Origin of the sequence: Stenotrophomonas sp. FSL W7-1447 (genome assembly GCF_037966425.1) — a bacterium.
Lineage (GTDB): Bacteria > Pseudomonadota > Gammaproteobacteria > Xanthomonadales > Xanthomonadaceae > Stenotrophomonas > Stenotrophomonas pavanii.
This window is the reverse complement of sequence record NZ_CP150199.1, coordinates 2608958-2625886: the sequence shown is the minus strand read 5'-3', so window position 1 is coordinate 2625886 and position 16929 is coordinate 2608958. Positions and strand designations below refer to the sequence as shown.

17 protein-coding genes are annotated in these 16929 nt (G+C 68.0%); 7 read left to right on the top strand and 10 right to left on the bottom strand.

Annotation, left to right across the window (positions count from 1 at the left end; translation table 11 throughout):
- Nucleotides 1-95: 95 nt before the first annotated feature.
- The 3 genes from NSQ78_RS12395 (at nucleotide 96) to NSQ78_RS12385 (ending at nucleotide 2781) form a co-directional block, all read left to right on the top strand.
- Complete coding sequence (locus NSQ78_RS12395) at nucleotides 96-761, top strand: TraX family protein (protein WP_064238630.1); 666 nt, start codon at nucleotides 96-98, stop codon at nucleotides 759-761.
- Between the two features lie 463 nt (nucleotides 762-1224).
- Nucleotides 1225-1581 (top strand): hypothetical protein, encoded by a 357-nt coding sequence (locus NSQ78_RS12390; RefSeq protein WP_339206259.1) that lies wholly within the window; start codon nucleotides 1225-1227, stop codon nucleotides 1579-1581.
- A gap of 111 nt (nucleotides 1582-1692) precedes the next feature.
- Nucleotides 1693-2781, top strand: a complete 1089-nt coding sequence (locus tag NSQ78_RS12385) for a crosslink repair DNA glycosylase YcaQ family protein (RefSeq protein ID WP_064238628.1) — start codon at nucleotides 1693-1695, stop codon at nucleotides 2779-2781.
- A gap of 16 nt (nucleotides 2782-2797) precedes the next feature.
- On the opposite strand, the gene NSQ78_RS12380 is transcribed toward NSQ78_RS12385, so the two are convergent.
- The 3 genes from NSQ78_RS12380 to NSQ78_RS12370 are packed head-to-tail and all read right to left on the bottom strand — an operon-like array spanning nucleotide 2798 to nucleotide 5184.
- Nucleotides 2798-3874, bottom strand: coding sequence for an ATP-binding protein (locus NSQ78_RS12380; protein ID WP_064239654.1), 1077 nt, complete (start codon nucleotides 3872-3874; stop codon nucleotides 2798-2800).
- Nucleotides 3875-3877: 3 nt separating this feature from the next.
- Nucleotides 3878-4594: a response regulator gene (locus tag NSQ78_RS12375; protein ID WP_223224780.1), complete on the bottom strand. Its 717-nt coding sequence runs from the start codon at nucleotides 4592-4594 to the stop codon at nucleotides 3878-3880.
- Between the two features lie 53 nt (nucleotides 4595-4647).
- A complete protein-coding gene (locus NSQ78_RS12370) occupies nucleotides 4648-5184 on the bottom strand; it encodes a hypothetical protein (protein WP_223224781.1) in 537 nt (178 codons plus the stop codon).
- Between the two features lie 266 nt (nucleotides 5185-5450).
- Between NSQ78_RS12370 and NSQ78_RS12365 the strand changes: the two genes are divergently transcribed.
- Complete coding sequence (locus NSQ78_RS12365; RefSeq protein WP_064238626.1) at nucleotides 5451-6632, top strand: efflux RND transporter periplasmic adaptor subunit; 1182 nt, start codon at nucleotides 5451-5453, stop codon at nucleotides 6630-6632.
- A gap of 2 nt (nucleotides 6633-6634) precedes the next feature.
- The gene (locus NSQ78_RS12360; protein ID WP_064238625.1) at nucleotides 6635-8578 is read left to right on the top strand and encodes a MacB family efflux pump subunit; all 1944 of its coding nucleotides are present in this window, start codon (nucleotides 6635-6637) and stop codon (nucleotides 8576-8578) included.
- Between the two features lie 121 nt (nucleotides 8579-8699).
- Here NSQ78_RS12360 and NSQ78_RS12355 read toward each other — a convergent pair whose 3' ends face one another.
- From NSQ78_RS12355 to NSQ78_RS12345, 3 genes are all read right to left on the bottom strand, one after another.
- Nucleotides 8700-9293, bottom strand: coding sequence for a mechanosensitive ion channel domain-containing protein (locus NSQ78_RS12355; RefSeq protein WP_064238624.1), 594 nt, complete (start codon nucleotides 9291-9293; stop codon nucleotides 8700-8702).
- Between the two features lie 6 nt (nucleotides 9294-9299).
- Entirely contained in the window at nucleotides 9300-10166 is an 867-nt protein-coding gene (locus NSQ78_RS12350) for a glucose 1-dehydrogenase (protein WP_064238623.1), read from the bottom strand.
- A gap of 100 nt (nucleotides 10167-10266) precedes the next feature.
- Nucleotides 10267-10650, bottom strand: coding sequence for a sensory rhodopsin transducer (locus tag NSQ78_RS12345; RefSeq protein ID WP_057494860.1), 384 nt, complete (start codon nucleotides 10648-10650; stop codon nucleotides 10267-10269).
- Nucleotides 10651-10709: 59 nt separating this feature from the next.
- Between NSQ78_RS12345 and NSQ78_RS12340 the strand changes: the two genes are divergently transcribed.
- Nucleotides 10710-11696, top strand: coding sequence for a TIGR03885 family FMN-dependent LLM class oxidoreductase (locus NSQ78_RS12340; protein ID WP_057494859.1), 987 nt, complete (start codon nucleotides 10710-10712; stop codon nucleotides 11694-11696).
- On the opposite strand, the gene NSQ78_RS12335 is transcribed toward NSQ78_RS12340, so the two are convergent.
- Nucleotides 11666-13252, bottom strand: coding sequence for an alpha-amylase family glycosyl hydrolase (locus NSQ78_RS12335; RefSeq protein ID WP_064238622.1), 1587 nt, complete (start codon nucleotides 13250-13252; stop codon nucleotides 11666-11668). The two genes, NSQ78_RS12340 and NSQ78_RS12335, sit on opposite strands and share 31 nt — an antisense overlap.
- 159 nt (nucleotides 13253-13411) lie before the next feature.
- On the opposite strand from NSQ78_RS12335, the gene xth reads away from it, so the two are divergent.
- Nucleotides 13412-14203: an exodeoxyribonuclease III gene (xth, locus tag NSQ78_RS12330; protein WP_064238621.1), complete on the top strand. Its 792-nt coding sequence runs from the start codon at nucleotides 13412-13414 to the stop codon at nucleotides 14201-14203.
- Here xth and NSQ78_RS12325 read toward each other — a convergent pair whose 3' ends face one another.
- From NSQ78_RS12325 to NSQ78_RS12315, 3 genes are all read right to left on the bottom strand, one after another.
- Nucleotides 14204-15922 (bottom strand): PAS domain S-box protein, encoded by a 1719-nt coding sequence (locus NSQ78_RS12325; protein WP_064238620.1) that lies wholly within the window; start codon nucleotides 15920-15922, stop codon nucleotides 14204-14206.
- A gap of 120 nt (nucleotides 15923-16042) precedes the next feature.
- Complete coding sequence (locus NSQ78_RS12320) at nucleotides 16043-16237, bottom strand: hypothetical protein (protein ID WP_049467172.1); 195 nt, start codon at nucleotides 16235-16237, stop codon at nucleotides 16043-16045.
- Nucleotides 16234-16872 (bottom strand): DNA-3-methyladenine glycosylase, encoded by a 639-nt coding sequence (locus tag NSQ78_RS12315; protein WP_053463091.1) that lies wholly within the window; start codon nucleotides 16870-16872, stop codon nucleotides 16234-16236. Before NSQ78_RS12315 ends, NSQ78_RS12320 begins: the two co-directional genes overlap by 4 nt.
- Nucleotides 16873-16929 lie beyond the last annotated feature (57 nt).

Here is a 16929-nt window from a genome sequence, read left to right as displayed (position 1 = left end):
GGGGCGGCCAGCATAGCGCCGCCACCTGCTGGCTGCAGCGACGGACTCCTGCGCGGCGCTGGAAATGGGCTGGCCGATGCGCATAAGCTTCCGCGATGCAAGCGACCACGACCGGGACGACCACGTTCAACCTCACCCTCGGCAGTGGCGCACGCGAGCTGCTGAAGTGGATCGCGCTGCTGACCATGACCGGCGACCACGTGGCCAAGGTGGTCTTCGGTGGCTACGTGCCGGTGGTCAGCGAACTGGGGCGTATTGCCTTCCCGCTGTTCGCGCTGGTGATGGCCTGCAACCTGGCCCAGCCCGGGGCCGACCTGCGCAAGTCGATACGCCGGCTCGCGCTATGGGGGCTGATCGCGCAGCCATTGCACGCACTCGCGTTCGGTTCCTGGCTGCCGCTCAACATCCTGCTGACCTTTGCCCTGGCTGCGGTGGCCGTGCATGCGCTTGCGAACAATCGGCCGGTGCTGCTGTTGCTGGCTGCCGGTGTGCTGCCGATGGTCGTGGACTACCAGTGGGCCGGCGTGGGCGCCGTGCTGCTGGCCTGGATCGCGTTCCGGCATCGGGCGTGGTGGCCGCTGCTGGTTGGGCTTGCGGCGGTGTGCTGGGCCAACCACAACGGCTGGGCATTGCTGGCCGTTCCGGTGGTGCTGCTGGCCGCGCGGGTGCCGTGGCAACTGCCGCGCTGGCGCTGGGTGTTCTACGGGTACTACGTGGGACATCTGGCGGTGCTGGCGTTGATTGCACATCTGCTTGCGTAATGTCGGAACTGGCATGTCGCCAGCCTCGAAAGCCGGATGCGGTCAAGGAATGCGCGTCGCAGGTATGGGTGAAGCATGCCGCCATCGGCATGGCGCAAGTTGTTGAATCTTCGGCTCGATTGTCGATATGCGACAATGGCGTCGCTGCGTAAACGTCGCTGTCTTGGCACGTGGGTTGTTGGCGCGTGCCACGCCGTTGTGCACATGATGGGTTGCCACCGAAAACGGGTGGCCGGGGCCTGGAAACCTCGTTGAGTAAGTGCTGTTTACGCTTGCCAGCCGGCGTCGCCTTGTGCGGCGTCGGCTGGCATTCCGTTCGCGTTCCATGGCGGGCGGTGCGTGGAGGTGGGCGCAAGCCCACCGCCCGGGTATAGCACTGACTCACGGGATTTCCAGCCACGTACCGTCCGCCGCCTTGATTGTTAAGGGCGGTGGTCCCGTATGCCTTGCACGGAGACCTGCCATGAACGCATCGGAGTTGCCCCATCAGCGCGCCCCGGCCAATGCCGACGAGGGGCACGACAACGCGTCTGATCCCAACAGCCTGATGGCCCTGCTGCATCGCATCGGGTTGGGCGCGGCCGCCGACGGACAGCCCTGGCCCGAGCGCCATCAGCTCCCAGGCCGCTGCCTGGCCTTGGCCGATGCCGACGGTGCACTGGCCGGGCTGCGTATCGTGCAGGAAATCCTGCTGGCGGCCGAACGCGCCCGTCAGAACGGTGGCCCGGAACAGTACGTCGGCGATCGCGTGATGGAAGGTCTGAAGCTGGCCGCGTTGGCGTTGACCAGCCACGCCATCTACCGCCTGCATCCGGAATGAAACGTTGAACCACGCCGTGCGTGGATGGCGTCGGCGGACCCTCCAGGCACCCGCCAGGCATGGCCTGGCGCTACTGGACGGATCCCGCATGGCCGAGAATACAATGCGGCCATGCCTGCCACGCCCACTCTCGATGATCTGCGCCGCTACGCGGTGGCGCGCACGCTGTTCAAGCCGACCACGCTGCTGACCGCGATCCGGCGGCTGGGCTTCGTGCAGGCTGACCCGATTCGGGCGCCGGCACGCGCGCAGGACCTGACCCTGCGCCACCGGGTGAAGGACTACCGCGCGGGCGATCTTGAGCGGCGCTACACGCGTCTGCCGGTGGAAGAGGATTGCCTGGTGAACTATGGCTTCCTGCCGCGCGAACACCTGGGCTTGATGCATCCGCGCGTGGCCAAGCGGGTATGGGACGCCGATACCGAACGTCGCGCAGCAGATGTACTGGCCTTCGTGCGCGAGCGCGGCAGCGTGCATCCGCGCGAGGTCGACCAGGCGTTCCCGCATGGGCGGGTGACCAACTATTGGGGTGGCACCAGCAACGCCAGCACGCACCTGCTGGAGGGCATGCACTACCGCGGCCTGTTGCGGGTGCAGCGGCGTGACAGTGGAACGCGCATCTATGCGGTGGCTGAGCACCCGCAGGCCGACGCCAGCGAACAGGCGCAGATCGAACGTGCTGCCGCCCTGATCGATCTGGTGGTGCGCAAGTACGCACCGCTGCCGTCGGCCAGCCTGACCTATCTGGTGCGCCTGCTGGGCTATGGCGCTCCGCACCTGGCCGAGCAGACCCGCAAGGCACTGGCACTGGCCAAACAGCAGTTGGCCAGCTGCACGGTGGAGGGCACCACCTGGTACTGGCCGGCGGACGAAAATCCGCGCTCGCGCCGCCACGCGCCGGAAGAACAGGTGCGCCTGCTGGCGCCGTTCGACCCGGTGGTGTGGGACCGCCGCCGTTTCGAGCTGCTGTGGGATTGGGTCTACAAGTTCGAGGCGTACACGCCTGCGCCGAAACGCCAGTACGGCTACTACGCACTGCCGGTGTTGTGGCACGACCAGGTGGTGGGCTGGGCCAACCTGAGCATGCGCGAAGGCGAGCTGGTGTCGAGCGTGGGCTATGCCGGCAAGTCGCTGGCCCGCGACAAGGTCTTTCGTGGCGCGCTGGACGACGAGCTGCAGCGCATGGCGGAGTTCCTGTAGCACCCAGCGATGGCCCTTAACGACGTACGTGCACTGGCCAGCGGATCTCGAACGCGCTGCCACCACGTTCGGTGGCCCGGCAGCGTGCCGTACCGTGATGGGCCACGGCAATCGCGCGCACCACCGCCAGGCCCAGCCCGGAGCCACCGCTTTGCCGCGAACGGGACACATCGGTGCGCTGGAAGGCTTCGAAGATGCTGTCGCGAAGATCGTCCGGCACACCGGGGCCACCATCCTCAACTGTCACCGTGCAATGGCCCTCCGCCAGCGACACGCGGACCTGCAACGGACAGGGAATGGCGTGGCGCCGCGCATTCTCCAGCAGCGCCAGCACCGCCTGGCGGATGCGCGCCGGATCGCAGTCGGCCAGTGAGGGTCGTGCGTCCAATGTCACCGAGAAACCACTTGCGGTCAGCGCCTCGGACATCGCGTCCACCACTGCCGCCACCTGCACGCGGACATCGCTGCGCTGCAGGCGCAGATCCAGATGACCGCTCTCGGCCAGGCTGACCACGCGCAGGTCCTCGATGATGCGGGTCAGGCCTTCCAGCTGGGTGAGCATGCTGTTGAACTGCTCGGGCCCCGGCTCGAACACGCCTTCGGCGATGCCCTGCAGGCGGCCACGCAGGATGGTCATCGGCGTGCGCAGTTCGTGTGCGATCGCCGCGTTCCAGAACACGCGGTTCTCGGACATCCGGCTGAGCCGCTCGGCCATGGAGTTGAAGTCGTCGACCAGCGTGGCGGCCTCGGCCATCGAGGTGTCGCCGCCGCGTGCGCGCGCTTCCAGGTCACCGCTGGCCACGCGACGCAGGCTGGCGGCCACCGAATTCAACGGGGTGATGATGCGCCGGGTCAGGCGCGAGGCGATCAGCGTGGCCAGCGCGACCACCACGGTGGCGGTCAGGCAGATCCACAGCCACTCCAGGCCGGAAGGCATGAGCGTCTTCGGCTCGTCGTACCAGCGCGGATAGAACACCTCCAGCAGGTAGTAGAACAGGTAGAAACCGCTGATCGACAGTACGGTCGAACACAGCGAGGCCACGGTGATCGACAGGCTGATCTGGCGGCCGATGCTCTTGCCTTTCGCACTCATCATTCAGTCCAGGAAGCGGTAGCCGACGCCACGGATGGTGGCGGGAACGCCGATCACTCCGACATCCTCCAGCTTGCGCCGCAGCTTGCTGACATGGCTGTCGACGGTGCGTTCCTGTGCATCACCCTCGGGCAGGCAGCTGTGCAGCAGATCCACGCGCGTGTGCACCTGGCGCGGCGCACGCGCCAGGTGCGCGAGCAGGCGGAACTCGGTGAGGGTGAAATTCAACACGTGGACCTGCTCGCCGGCGCACACCGTCACCTCGTGGCTGCGCAGGTCGATCTCGAACGGCCCCTGCCGGATCAGCCCATCGGCCGCGTGCTCGGTGCGCTGCGCACTGCGGCGCAGCACGGCGTGGATGCGCGCCACGATTTCGGCCGGGTTGAATGGCTTGGCCACATAGTCGTCGGCGCCGACGCGCAGGCCGGTCAGCTTGTCCACGTCCTGGTCGAGCGCGGTGAGCATGATCACCGGCGTATTGCCGCGCCGGCGCAGCTCGCTCAGCACCTGCCAGCCGTCCATCCTGGGCATCTGCACGTCCAGCAGCACCAGGTCCGGACGCAGCTGGCGATGGCTGGCCAGGGCCGCTTCGCCGTCAGCAGCGCGGGCACTGCGCAGCCCGGAGCGTGCCAGGTAGGCGCCGAGGATGTCGGCGATTTCACCCTCGTCTTCGGCAATCAGGACCAGGGGCGCCGGTCGGCTGCGGAGTTCATGTTTCATCGGCGGGTACGCGTCTACGGGCGTTGCGGGGACATGCGGCATCAACGGCAGCGTCATCGTCGGCGCTCCATGGCCTGCGCTTCCGCGTCGGCTGCCCAGGCCAGCGTGGCCAGCACCAGCGTGCGATGCAGGGACGGCTCCACCGGCCCCGCGCCGCGCAGCTGCTGCACGATCAGCGTGGAGAGCGCAGCCGGCAGGTGGGTCCAGCGGCAGTCCGTCGGGGTGGCATCCACCCGTGCCTGCAGGCGTGCCGCCATGGCGGTGATGGCGCGCAGCCGCAGGGCCAGCAGGGCCAGCAGCAGCAGCGCTGTGGCCGCCAGCAGCAGGTACAGCGCGGCGTGGGCGCCGAAGGCCGTGGCCGACGTCAGCGCCAACCCGATCAGCAGCAGCGAGACGGCTGTCCCCGCGCGGGTGGCGTGGCCGGGGCCGTCGCTGCGGAACCACGCCAGTGCGGCGGCGCCGAAGCCGGCCAGCAGCGGCGGCATCGGCTCCTGGCTGGCCAGCAGCCACGCCATGGTTGATGCCATCACCAGCGCCAGCGACCAGGGCGAGGGCGCACACCAGGCCAAGTAAGCGCGGCGAACATCCATCGGGGGCAGCTCGGGATAGGGACGGGTCACGGCAGGCAGGCAGTCGGCGAGGCCGCCGAGGCTAGCGCCCGTTGATGGAGACTTGATCGAGATTGTGTCGAGATTGCGTGGAGCCGCGCCGCGGATTCAGCCGCCGACGCGGTGCATGAACAGTTGCCGCGTCTCCATCCAATCTCCACGGTGGCTCCAAGAAACATCCACCTGGGGCTCCCAGACTGCGGACCTGGCAGCCGCACCCGGCGGCTGCACGCACCCCGGATGTTTTCATGAACAACCGCAGGACCTGGATCATTGCCGCAACGCTGGCCGTTCTTGCCGGCGCGGGCAGCTGGTGGGCGTTTGCCGATGGCGATGATGCCGCCTTGATCACCGCACCGGCCACGGTTGCCGATCTGGAGCGGACCGTGCAGGCGGTCGGCCGGGTCAATCCAAAGGAGCTGGTGGCCGTGGGCGCGCAGGTCTCGGGGCAGGTCAAGCGCCTGCACGTGGTGCTGGGCCAGCACGTGCAGGCCGGCGACCTGATTGCCGAGGTGGATTCACAACCGCAGCGGATTGCCCTGCGCAGCGCCGAGGCGGCCGCCAATGCGCTGCGTGCGCAGCACGCGGCCAGCCAGGCGCGCTACACCCAGGCGCTTCGCACGTATGATCGGCAGTCGCAGCTGGTGGCATCGCGCCTGGTCTCGCAGGAGAGCTTTGAAGCGGCGCGCGTGGCGCGCGACGCGGCACGTTCGGATGTCGCTGCATTGCAGGCGCAGATCGACCAGGCGGTGACCCAGGTCGAAACCGCCCGCATCAACCTGGGCTACACCCGTATCGTCTCGCCGTCCGCGGGCTACATCGTGGCCATCGTCACCAAGGCGGGGCAGACGCTGAACTCGATGCAGACCACGCCGACCCTCGTGATGCTGGCACAGATGGACATCGTGACCGTACGCGCCGAGATCGCCGAGGCCGACGTGGAGCTGATCGCACCCGGCCAGCGGCTGTGGTTCTCGACGCTGGGTCCGAGCGGGCGCCGCTACGAATCCCATCTGCAACAGCTTGAGCCTGCGCCGTCGTCGATTGCCGACGCAGCCAGCGGCAACAGCGGCGGATCGGCGCAGACGCCCAAAGCGGTGTACTACGCGGGACTGTTCGACGTGGCCAATCCGGGCCTGATGCTGAAGCCCTCGATGACGGTGAAGGTGACGATCCAGCTGGCACGCGTGGCCAATGCGCTGCAGGTGCCGCGGAGCGCATTGACCGAGGCCGGTGACGGGGCCGGTACCCGCGCGACCGTGCGGGTGGTTGATGCGAAGGGCCGTGCCCGCGAGCGCGCAGTGACCACCGGCCTGCGCACCGCCACCGCCGTGCAGATCCTGTCCGGCCTGGAAGCCGGCGAGAACGTGGTGGTTGGCCAGGCATCCAGCGGCGGCGACGCCGAGCCGGCCAGCCTGCTGGGGATGTGAGCATGGCCGACGCACTGCTGGAACTACAGGGCGTATCGCGCGCCTATCGCTCGGCCGCCGGTGAAGTGGTGGTGCTGAAGGAGGTCTCGCTGCGCATCGACGCCGGCGAGTTCATCGCCATCATCGGCCCCTCGGGCTCAGGCAAGTCCACCCTGATGAACATCCTGGGCTGCCTGGACCGGCCGACTGAAGGCAGCTACCGCGTGGATGGGGCAGCGACCGAGCAGATGTCGCCCGACCAGCTGGCACGCCTGCGCCGCGAGCACTTCGGCTTCATCTTCCAGCGCTACAACCTGATGGAGAACCTCAGTGCCACCGAGAACGTAGCGTTGCCCGCCGTCTATGCCGGAGTGGACGCGGACGCGCGCACCACGCGGGCTCGCCTGCTGCTGGAAACACTCGGCCTGGGCGAGCGGACCACGAACCGGCCCAGCCAATTGTCCGGTGGCCAGCAGCAGCGCGTTTCCATCGCACGCTCGCTGATGAACGGCGGCGCGATCGTGCTGGCTGACGAACCCACCGGCGCGTTGGACCATGCCAGCGGCCAGCAGGTGATGGCCGAACTGAAGCGCCTGCACGGCCAGGGCCATACCGTGATCCTGGTGACGCATGACGCGGCGATTGCCGCCCATGCGTCGCGTGTGATCGAGATCGCCGATGGACGCGTGGTGGCAGATCGACAGGCGCGAGGCCAGCCGGTGCGACCGCATGCAGACGCATCGGAGCGCGCGCCCGCCGTGGCCGCCGAACGGCGCGCCCGCGTCGATGCCATGCGGGAGGCGACGCGCATGGCAGTGCGTTCGATGTTGGCCCACCGGCTGCGTACCTTGTTGACCATGCTGGGCATCATCATCGGCGTGGCTGCCGTGGTGACGGTGGTGGCACTGGGCAAAGGCGCGCAGGCACAGGTCGAGTCACAGATCAACGAGCTGGGCGCCAGCACGCTGGAGATCTTCCCGGGCACTGATTTTGGCGACCCGCGATCGGCGGAGATTGAAACACTGGTGGTGGCCGACGCCGATCACCTGGCCGCATTGGGCTACGTAGACAGCGTAAGCCCCAACCTGAGCGGTTCGGTGGCCGCGTTGCAGGGCAGCCGGCGTGCCAACACGCAGGTGCTTGGCGTGGGCGCTGACCTACCGCGCGTGCGCGGGCTGCGGCTGAAGGCCGGCCGGTTCTTCACGGATGACGAGGTCCACGCGCATCGTGCTGTCGGCGTGCTCGACCAGAAGGCGGCCAAGGCGTTGTCCAGTGGCAGCCCGGTGGGCAGCACGGTGCTGCTGGGCGGGATGCCGGTGGAAGTGATCGGCGTGGTGGGGACCAGTGCGTTCGCCGGTGGCGCAACGCCGACGGTCTACGTGCCGTACACCTCGGCGGCTTCGCGGCTGCTGGGCAGCCCGCGCCTGGAGAGCATCACCGTGCGGGTGCGCGATGACGTGCCAACCCGAGCAGCGGAGGCATCGTTGGGTGCCGAACTGCAGCGGCTGCACGGGCGTCGTGATTTCTTCATCTACAACGCGGACCAGATCCGCAAGGCGGTGATGAAGTCGAGCCAGACCCTGGCCGCGTTGGTCTCGGCCATCGCGGCGGTGGCGCTGGTGGTCGGCGGGGTGGGCGTGATGAACATCATGCTGGTGTCGGTGAAGGAGCGCGTGCGCGAGATTGGCGTGCGGCTGGCGGTAGGGGCGCGGCAGGGCGACATCCTGCGCCAGTTCCTGATCGAAGCGGTGTTGATCTGCCTGTTCGGCGGGGCGCTGGGCGTGCTGTTGGCCTTTGGCGTCGGCGCGTTGTCGAGCCTGCTGGCGCTGGGCGTGCCGTTCCTGTTCACGCCGGGGCCGGTGCTGGCCGCGTTGGTGTGTTCGTCTGCGATCGGGTTGGGCTTCGGCTATTTCCCGGCACGCAGTGCGGCACAGCTGGACCCTATCCAGGCATTGGCGGCGGAGTAGGGTCGCCCGCGGGGCACCTGTAGATGTAGAGCCGAGCCCGCGCTCGGCAGCACTCCGTTCGGCCGCGATGCCCCCTGCGCTGCGCGCAGCAAGCCGGGCATGGGCTCGGCGCTGCCGCTGCTCAGCGCACCTTGCCCTTTATCGGCAGGCTGCCCGGCAGCTGCGAATAGCCGCTGTCACCCCAGTGGCGGGTAATGCGCTGGAAGAACAACGAGTTCGGCACGCGCAGCAGGCAACCGCGCGCGCCGTCGCCACGATCACTCAGCGTGGTGTAGATCAGGTTGATGTCCACCACCTGGCCACACAGGCCCGGCTTGTCCACGCTCTCCAGTACCTCGATGGTGTCGTTGATGCGGAACGGGCGCGTGGCGACGATCAGGAACGAACAGAACAGGTTGGACAGCACGCTCCATGCGGCGAAGAATGCCACCGCACCGACTGCCATGAAGCCGGTCAGCGCGGTCCACAGCACCGAGCGCGACACGCCCAGGCGCTCCAGTATCAGCAGCGTGGCCGCCAGGTACAGCAGCAGCGCACCGCCGCGGCGCAGGCCTACGTGCAGTTCAGGCGCCAGCCGGCCGCGCTGCCGGGCCTGCACAAGCAACCACGCCAGGGCACGCACCATCAACCAGGCCACCCCGAGAATGACCAGCACCTCGGCCACCGGTACCACCACCAGCAGCCAATCCGCGATCCAGGCAGGCAGTTCGGCCATGAGCGGTCACAGCGTTGCCGCGCCGCCGGAGATGGTCAGCAATGCACCGGAGGTGTAACTGGCGCTGTCCGAAGCCAGCATCACGTAGGCCGAGGCCAGTTCGGCGGGTTGCCCGGGGCGGCCGAACGGCGTTTGCGAGCCGAACTGCTCGACCTCTTCGGCGGCCATGCCTGCCGGAATGAACGGCGTCCAGATCGGGCCGGGCAGCACGGCATTGACGCGGATCTGATACTCGGCCAGCAGGCCCGCCAGCCCCAGCGTCAGGTTGGCGACGGCGCCCTTGGTCGCAGAGTAGGGAAGGATGTTCGGGGTCGGTCGCTTGGAATTGACCGATGCGGTGTTGATGATCGCGCCGCCACCGCGCAGGTGCGGCACGCACAACCGCGTCAGATTGAACACGGCATGGACATTGGTATCGAACGTCCGCTTCCAGTCATCCAGGGTGATGTCGTCGAAATGCTCGTAGTAGCGCTGGTAGGCCGCGTTGTTGACGAGGATGTCGAGACCGTCCAGCTCGCTGGCCACACGATCCACCAGCGAGCGCGCCTGCGCCGGGTCGCTGATGTCACAGGGCACGAGCACGGCCTTGCGCCCGGCCTGTTCGATCTGCTGCTGTACATGGCGGGCGTCGTCCTGCTCGCCATCGAGGAACGCGATGGCGACATCGGCGCCCTCGCGCGCGAAAGCGATGGCCACCGCTGCGCCGATGCCGCTGTCACCGCCGGTGATCAGTGCCTTCTTGCCCTGCAGCTGGCCATGGCCGCGATAGCTGTCCTCGCCGTGGTCCGGCCGCGGCTGCATCTGCGCGGTCTTGCCGGGGAAGGATTGCTGCTGGGCGGGGAAGGGCGGGCGTGGGTAGTCGGGCAGGGCCATCGTCACTCTCCGATCGTTGATTGACCCCAGTGTCGCGCCGAACGGGTAAACGACCGGAGGGTACAGTGTCGTGACTGTGTGGACGCGCTCGCGTGCGGCTTCACAACGGATGGGCGATCGTGGTCATGATGCTGTTGGCCGGCTGCCGCGAATCCAGCCGCGTGTGCTGCACGATGATCGGCTGGTCGGATTCGACGAGGGTGGCGAAGCCCATGCCGCGCGGCACCGGCGCCGGGTCCTCCAGGTCATTGAAGCGCAGATGGCAGGTGCGTCGCGCCGGTACGGTGATCCGGTAGGGGCCGACAGGATCGCGGTCCTCGAAGTAGAGGGTCAGCGTGACATGCGCGTCCTCATTGCCGGCATTGAGTACGCAGCAGGTTTCGTGGCTCTGCATCTCCGGTGACGGGCCGTTGCTCCAGGCGGGAATGTAGCCCTCGGCGATAGCCCAGCGTCGATGCCCGATGCAGGAAGCGTTCGTTTCCATGACGCCGTTTTAGCTGGGGGCGTGTTGCCATCGTGTCCAGTGCCCGCAGGGAATCCGTGATGACCATCGGCTACCACGCATCGCATGAGCAGTTCCCGCCCGCCACTCTGTTGGGCCTGGCGCTGCGCGCCGAACAGGCGGGATTCGAGGCCCTGATGTGCTCGGACCACTTCCACCCCTGGACGGCCGCGCAAGGGCAGTCCGGCCATAGCTGGGTATGGGCGGGCGCACTGGCAGTGCAGAGCGCGTTGACCCTGGGCATGGTGACGTGCCCGATGCTGCGCCAGCACCCGGCATTGGTGGCGCAGGCCGCGGCCACCCTGGAGCAGCTGGCGCCGGGGCGGATCTGGCTGGCACTCGGCACCGGCGAGGCGCTGAACGAACGCATTACCGGACAGGCGTGGCCAGCCAAGCGGGAGCGGCAGAAGGCACTGCGCGATGCGGCCGAGGTGATGCGGCGGTTGTGGGGCGGCGAGCAGGTCGACCACACGGGGGGCTTCCAGGTCCGAAAGGCGCGGCTGTACAGCCGGCCAGCACTGCCGCTGCCGCTGCTGGGGGCGGCCGTCACTGAGGAAACCGCACGCTGGATGGGCGGCTGGGCCGATGGCCTGATCACCATCAGCCAGCCACTGGCGCAGTTGAGGCGTGTCGTGGCGGCGTTTGAGGACGGCGGTGGCAGGGGCAAGCCGATGTACCTGCAGGCCAAGCTCTCCTACGCCCGCGCCGAACAAGCGGCGCTGGACGGCGCGATGGAGCAGTGGAGCGCCAACGTGCTCCCACCGGAACTGGCCGAAGGGCTGGACCAGCCCGAACAGTTCGAAGCACACGCCCGATCGATCAGCGCCGAGGAGCTACGCGGGCGCGTGCATGTATCGGCAGACCTGGCCCGGCACAAGGCCTGGCTGCAGGAACTGCAATCATTGGGGTTCGATCGCATCTACCTGCACAACGTGAACCGTGAGCAGGAACGCTTCATCGATGACTTTGCCGAACACGTGCTGCCCGCGCTGCGCACTCAGGCCCCGTCTGCGGCCAGCCAGGTGTAGCCGTGTCCCTGCAGGATGCAGCGGTGATCGCGCAGCCTGGCGCCATGGGCCACCAGCGTGCGCAGCGGGCCGCGCAGGGGCAGATCCACCTCCACCGGTTCGTCGCCGAAGTTGATCAGTGCCAACGCCTGCCGGGGCGCGTCGCCGTAGCAGAGCATCAGCAACGCAGGTGACGGTGGGTCGAGCGCATGTGGCCCCTGCTGCAGCACGGGATGGGCATTGCGCTGCAGCAGCAGCTCGCGCACGCGCAGCAGCAGCGAGCCGGGCGTTCTACGTTGCACCTCGACATTCACCGTCCGGTAGCCGTAGGGGCCGTCTGCCGGTGGCGCGCGCCACGCATGCCGCGGTCGATCGGTGAACCCCGCCCCTGGGCGGCCATGCCAGTGCATGGGCATGCGCACGGCATTGCGTTCGGGCAGCTCCAGGCAGTCACCCAGGCCGATCTCCTCGCCATAGCGGATCACCGGCACCTGGCCCAGCGACAGCAGCGCCGCCCAGGCCATGGCCTGCCATGCGACATCGCCCTCCAGCATCGGTGCAAGCCGGCGGCGGATGCCGCGGCCATAGATGCGCATGCCAGGTTCGGGTGCGAAGCGCTGCATCACCGCTTCGCGTTCGTCCGGCTCCAGCTGCTCCAGGTCCAGCTCATCATTGTTGCGCAGCCAGGCGATGCGGGTGTCCGGCGGCGCCTGTGGGCCGTATTCGGCCATGACCCGCGCCACTTCGCTCGCGTCACCGCGCGCCAGTGCCAGGAAGAAGTGATTGTTGAGGTGGAAGTCGAGCAGGTGCGAGAGGCGCCGCCCCTCGCACAGGAAGTCACCGTAGTGGGATGCGGTGACGTCCGCTTCGCCGATCAGCGGCAGGCCCGGCTGCTGCGCGTCTGCCGTGGCACGCATCGCCTCCAGCAGCCACAGTCCGTCGTCGTGCGGGTCCGCGTGGCGGGCGCGCTCGACCATATACGGGACGGCGTCCACGCGAAAGCCGGCTACGCCGCGCTGCAGCCAGAATCCCATCACCCGCAGCAGTTCGTCGCGAACCGGTGCGTGGGCCAGCTCCAGGTCCGGCTCGTGCCGGTAGAACATGTGCCGGTTGAACGCGCCGGCCTCGGCATCCCACGTCCAGGCCGAGGCCTCGATGGGCGGGAACATCGGCTGCAGGCCGTCGTCCGGTACGTGGTCGCTCCAGAGATACCAGGCGCGCCAGGCCGGGTCGCCCTGCTGCGCGGCGACGAACCAGGGGTGCGCGCTGGCAGTGTGCTGCATCACCAGTTCCACGATGATGCCGATGCCACGCGCATCGGCGGCATCGACCAGGCGCTGGAACGCGGACTCATCGCCGAGGCGTGGATCGATGCGATAGTGGTCGGTGACATCGTAGCCACCGTCATGGCCGGCGTTGCAGTAGAACGGCAGCAGCCACACATGGCTGATGCCGAGCCATTGCAGATGGTCCAGCTTTTCGGTGATGCCATCCAGCGTGCCCCAGCCGCGACCATTGCTGTCGCGGAACAGGTAGGGGTCGATCTGGTAGATGGCGCGCAGCGGACGCACCGCCATGAGGCTTCTCCAGCACCGTTCACGGGCGAACAGCCTGCTGCCGGGCGTGGCAGCGGCTCGTGAAACGAACGGAACCCTGCCGTGACGCGGCATCCACGGACCGTGCATGCGCCGGCGCGCACAGTGAAGGCTCATCCGCAGCGCAGAGAGGCCTCGTGCATGGCCCGCCGCAAGACGCTCCGCATTGCCACGTTCAACGTCAACGGCATCGGCACGCGCCTGCCGCAGTTGCTGGATTGGCTGCACAGGGAATCGCCGGACGTGGTTGCCCTGCAGGAACTGAAGGCGACCGACGCCGCGTTTCCCGCTGCAGCATTGGAAGAGGCCGGCTACGGTGCGCTGTGGCAGGGCGAGGCGTGCTGGAACGGCGTGGCGCTGCTGGCACGGGGGACCACCCCGGTTGAGAGCCGCCGGCGCTTGCCGGGCGAACCCAGGGATACGCAGAGCCGCTACCTGGAAGCGGCCGTGCACGGCGTCATCGTGGGCGCCCTCTACCTGCCCAACGGCAACCCGCAGCCCGGGCCGAAGTTCGACTACAAGCTGCGCTGGATGGAGCGCCTCATCCGGCATGCGCGCAGCCTGGTTGATCTGCCGCACCCGGCACTGCTGCTGGGTGACTTCAATGTGATTCCCACTGATGCCGACGTCTACGACCCCAAGGCCTGGCGCCGCGATGCCCTGTTCCAGCCCGAGGTTCGCGAGGCCTTCCAGCGGCTGCTCGCGCAGGGCTGGACCGATGCGCTGAGGCAGGTGCACGGCGACGCCACGATCTACACATTCTGGGACTACTTCCGCCAGCATGCCGAGCGCGACCGTGGGCTGCGCATCGATCATCTGCTGTTGAATCCCGTGCTGACGGAGCGACTGAAGGATGCCGGCGTCGACCGCTGGGTACGCCTGCAGGAAAAGGCCAGCGATCATGCGCCGGCCTGGGTGACGGTGCGCGCCTGATCAGCGCGCGGCGGGGTCTTCGCGCCGCTCGCGGCGCACCCGCTCGCGGGTACGGTACAGGCGGCTGTCGGCCTTCTGGATGGTGTCGGCCACTGGCTCGCCGGGCGTATTGATCGCCGCGCCCATCGAGAACGCGGTGGGTGACAGCGCTGCATGGTCCCGGTACCAGTGTTCAAGCTCGCTCAGACGGCCGTGCGCGGGTGCGACCAGCACCACCATGAACTCGTCGCCGCCCAGCCGCACCACGGTTTCATCCTTGCCGAGGGCGGAGCGCAGGAAGGCCGCGAACTCGACCAGCACGGCATCGCCACGGCGATGGCCCTGGGTGTCGTTGATGCGCTTGAAATGATCCAGATCGAACATCACGCAGGCCCAGCGCTCGTCGACCAGTTCATCCAGGCGGTGCAGGAAGCGGCGGTTGTAGCATTGGGTGAGTGGATCCTTGAAGGACATCTCGCGCAGCTGTTGTTCCTGCATCCGCAGGGCAGTGACGTCCTGCGCGTGTCCAAGCACATAGGGCGGATCGGCCTCGGTATCGAGCACGTTGTGGTACGCCCAGTAATGGCGGGTTCCATCGGCGGCGATCAGTTCGATCACGCCGGCGTCGGTGTGGTTGGCCTGTATCCGCTTGAGGTAGGCCTTGAAGCCCTCGCGCTTTTCCGGCGGCATCAGGTCACACAGGCTGCGCCCGATCATCTGGCTCTCTTCGAACCCCAGCGACTGCACGGCGGCCGGATTGACCGAGGTCAGCACGCCTTCCAGCGTGTGGGTGCAGATCAGGCCCAGGCTGTAGTGGAACAGCCGGCGGTAGCGTGTCTCGCTGGCCTCCAGCGCGTCCAGTGCGGCGCGCTCTTCGGTGATGTCCTGGATGGCCCCGACCAGCCGCGGGTGTCCATCGACCTGCTGCCGCCCGCCGACCACCCGGGTCCAGATCGCGCGACCGTCGGCAGTGGTCATCGGCAGCTGCACTTCCCAGGAGGTCCCTTCATCGATGCAGCGCTGCACCGCAGTGCGGATGATGGCGCGGCTGTCTTCGCGATAGAACGACAGGGCGGTATCAAGCGTGGGCTGGTAGTTGGCCCGCACGCCGTGGATCTGCTTGGTCTCGCGGGTCCAGCGCACCTCGTTGCTGACCAGGTCCATTTCCCAGCCGCCCACCCGCGCGGCGCGGTTGGTGCGCTCCAGGAAATCCTCGCTGCGCTTGAGCTCGCGATGCAGCGCCTTGGCCTGGCCGACCTGGGCCATCAGCGTGCTGCGCTGCGCGAGCACCTGCGTGGTGACCCGCGCCAGGTGCACCATCAGCTCGCGCTGCGACGGCGACAGCACGCCGGGCATGGCATCGAGCAGGCACAGCGTGCCGATGCGCGCGCCCTGCCCCGAGCCCAGCGGGATACCGGCGTAGTGGCGGATGCGAGGGCCACCGGTCACCAGGGGATTGGTGGAGAAGCGGGGGTCCTGGCGCGCGTCGGGAATCTCGAACAGCCCGTCCTGGCGGATCGCATGGGTGCAGAACGAGATCTCCCGGGCCGTCTCGCTGACGCCTTCCAACCCGATGTTGGCCTTGAACCATTGTCGGTCCTCGGCCACGACCGTGATCAGGCCCATGGTCATGCCGGTGGCGGCGCGCGCGGCGGCGACAATGGCATCGAACACCGGTTCCGGCGGCGTGTCGAGCAGGTTGAGGCGGTCGATTTCGAGCAGTCGTTCGGCTTCGTCCATGGCGCTTTTCAGGGCTGGGTGGCGAGGGCGGTTGCGGCGGCTGTCTGGGGCTACGCTAGTGCGCACGGCGTTATGTATCGCCATGGCTGGGTGATGCCGATGTGAGGCGGCAGCGCCGGCTCAGCGCTCGCTGAGCGAGGCCTGCAGTGCCGTGGCCAGCGCGGCGTCTCCGGACACCAGGTCCTGCCAGCGCAATGCGATGCCTTTGCGCCGGCCTTTTTCGACGAGCTTCAGTCCTTCCGGATCCACAGTGAGCGTGTAGGGCTGGCCGTCGATCTGCAGTTCGCGCCGCAATGGTTTGTCGAGAGGGGTCATCGGCGTCTCTTCACAGACGATGCAGGGGAGCGCGGTCGAATCGATACGTGACGGTGATCACGGATGTGCCAGCGCCAAGGGAAATCGACTGCGCGTGTGATGCCGATGCGAGGCCCCACCACCGGATCCGCCGGAGGCGGCACGCCATCGCTGGCAATGACAATGCCGTGGCTGCCGGTCACCAGGTCGGCGCCGTCGAAACCGCGGTCCAGCCCGAAGGCCTGCGACAGCTTGCCCGGCCCACTGGCCAGATCGTGATCCCGGCGCGCGGCGGGGCGCAGCTCGTGCATGCGCTCAAGGCCCGCCAGCGGCTCGACGGCCCGCAGCAGCACCGCCACGCCTTCACCGACCTCTCCACAGACCACGTTGCTGCCCCAATGCATGCCGTAAGTGAAATACACATAGAGGTGGCCGGCCTCGCCGAACATGCTGGCCGTGCGCGGCGTCTGTCCGCGATAGGAGTGCGCCGCCGGATCATCACGGCCGGCGTAGGCTTCCACCTCGACGATGCGGCCGGTGCGACCGTCGTCGCGGACCAGCAGCTTGTTGAGCAGCTCAGGGGCGACCTCGGTCGGCGGGCGCTGGTAGAAGCTGCGCGGAAGGATCTGCAGGGAGGCGGGCAACCAGTCCGGCACGGCAGCGGCAGGTTCAGGTGAAGGACCGTGCCACTGTGGCACCGCGCAGGTGAAACG

Excerpts from the sequence above, each read along its gene's own strand:
- NSQ78_RS12395 (WP_064238630.1), top strand. The coding sequence starts at position 96 with ATGCAAGCGACCACGACCGGGACGACCACGTTCAACCTCACCCTCGGC.
- NSQ78_RS12390 (WP_339206259.1), top strand. The coding sequence starts at position 1,225 with ATGAACGCATCGGAGTTGCCCCATCAGCGCGCCCCGGCCAATGCCGAC.
- NSQ78_RS12385 (WP_064238628.1), top strand. The coding sequence starts at position 1,693 with ATGCCTGCCACGCCCACTCTCGATGATCTGCGCCGCTACGCGGTGGCG.
- NSQ78_RS12380 (WP_064239654.1), bottom strand. The coding sequence starts at position 3,874 with ATGAGTGCGAAAGGCAAGAGCATCGGCCGCCAGATCAGCCTGTCGATC.
- NSQ78_RS12375 (WP_223224780.1), bottom strand. The coding sequence starts at position 4,594 with ATGAAACATGAACTCCGCAGCCGACCGGCGCCCCTGGTCCTGATTGCC.
- NSQ78_RS12370 (WP_223224781.1), bottom strand. The coding sequence starts at position 5,184 with ATGGATGTTCGCCGCGCTTACTTGGCCTGGTGTGCGCCCTCGCCCTGG.
- NSQ78_RS12365 (WP_064238626.1), top strand. The coding sequence starts at position 5,451 with ATGAACAACCGCAGGACCTGGATCATTGCCGCAACGCTGGCCGTTCTT.
- NSQ78_RS12360 (WP_064238625.1), top strand. The coding sequence starts at position 6,635 with ATGGCCGACGCACTGCTGGAACTACAGGGCGTATCGCGCGCCTATCGC.
- NSQ78_RS12355 (WP_064238624.1), bottom strand. The coding sequence starts at position 9,293 with ATGGCCGAACTGCCTGCCTGGATCGCGGATTGGCTGCTGGTGGTGGTA.
- NSQ78_RS12350 (WP_064238623.1), bottom strand. The coding sequence starts at position 10,166 with ATGGCCCTGCCCGACTACCCACGCCCGCCCTTCCCCGCCCAGCAGCAA.
- NSQ78_RS12345 (WP_057494860.1), bottom strand. The coding sequence starts at position 10,650 with ATGGAAACGAACGCTTCCTGCATCGGGCATCGACGCTGGGCTATCGCC.
- NSQ78_RS12340 (WP_057494859.1), top strand. The coding sequence starts at position 10,710 with ATGACCATCGGCTACCACGCATCGCATGAGCAGTTCCCGCCCGCCACT.
- NSQ78_RS12335 (WP_064238622.1), bottom strand. The coding sequence starts at position 13,252 with ATGGCGGTGCGTCCGCTGCGCGCCATCTACCAGATCGACCCCTACCTG.
- xth (WP_064238621.1), top strand. The coding sequence starts at position 13,412 with ATGGCCCGCCGCAAGACGCTCCGCATTGCCACGTTCAACGTCAACGGC.
- NSQ78_RS12325 (WP_064238620.1), bottom strand. The coding sequence starts at position 15,922 with ATGGACGAAGCCGAACGACTGCTCGAAATCGACCGCCTCAACCTGCTC.
- NSQ78_RS12320 (WP_049467172.1), bottom strand. The coding sequence starts at position 16,237 with ATGACCCCTCTCGACAAACCATTGCGGCGCGAACTGCAGATCGACGGC.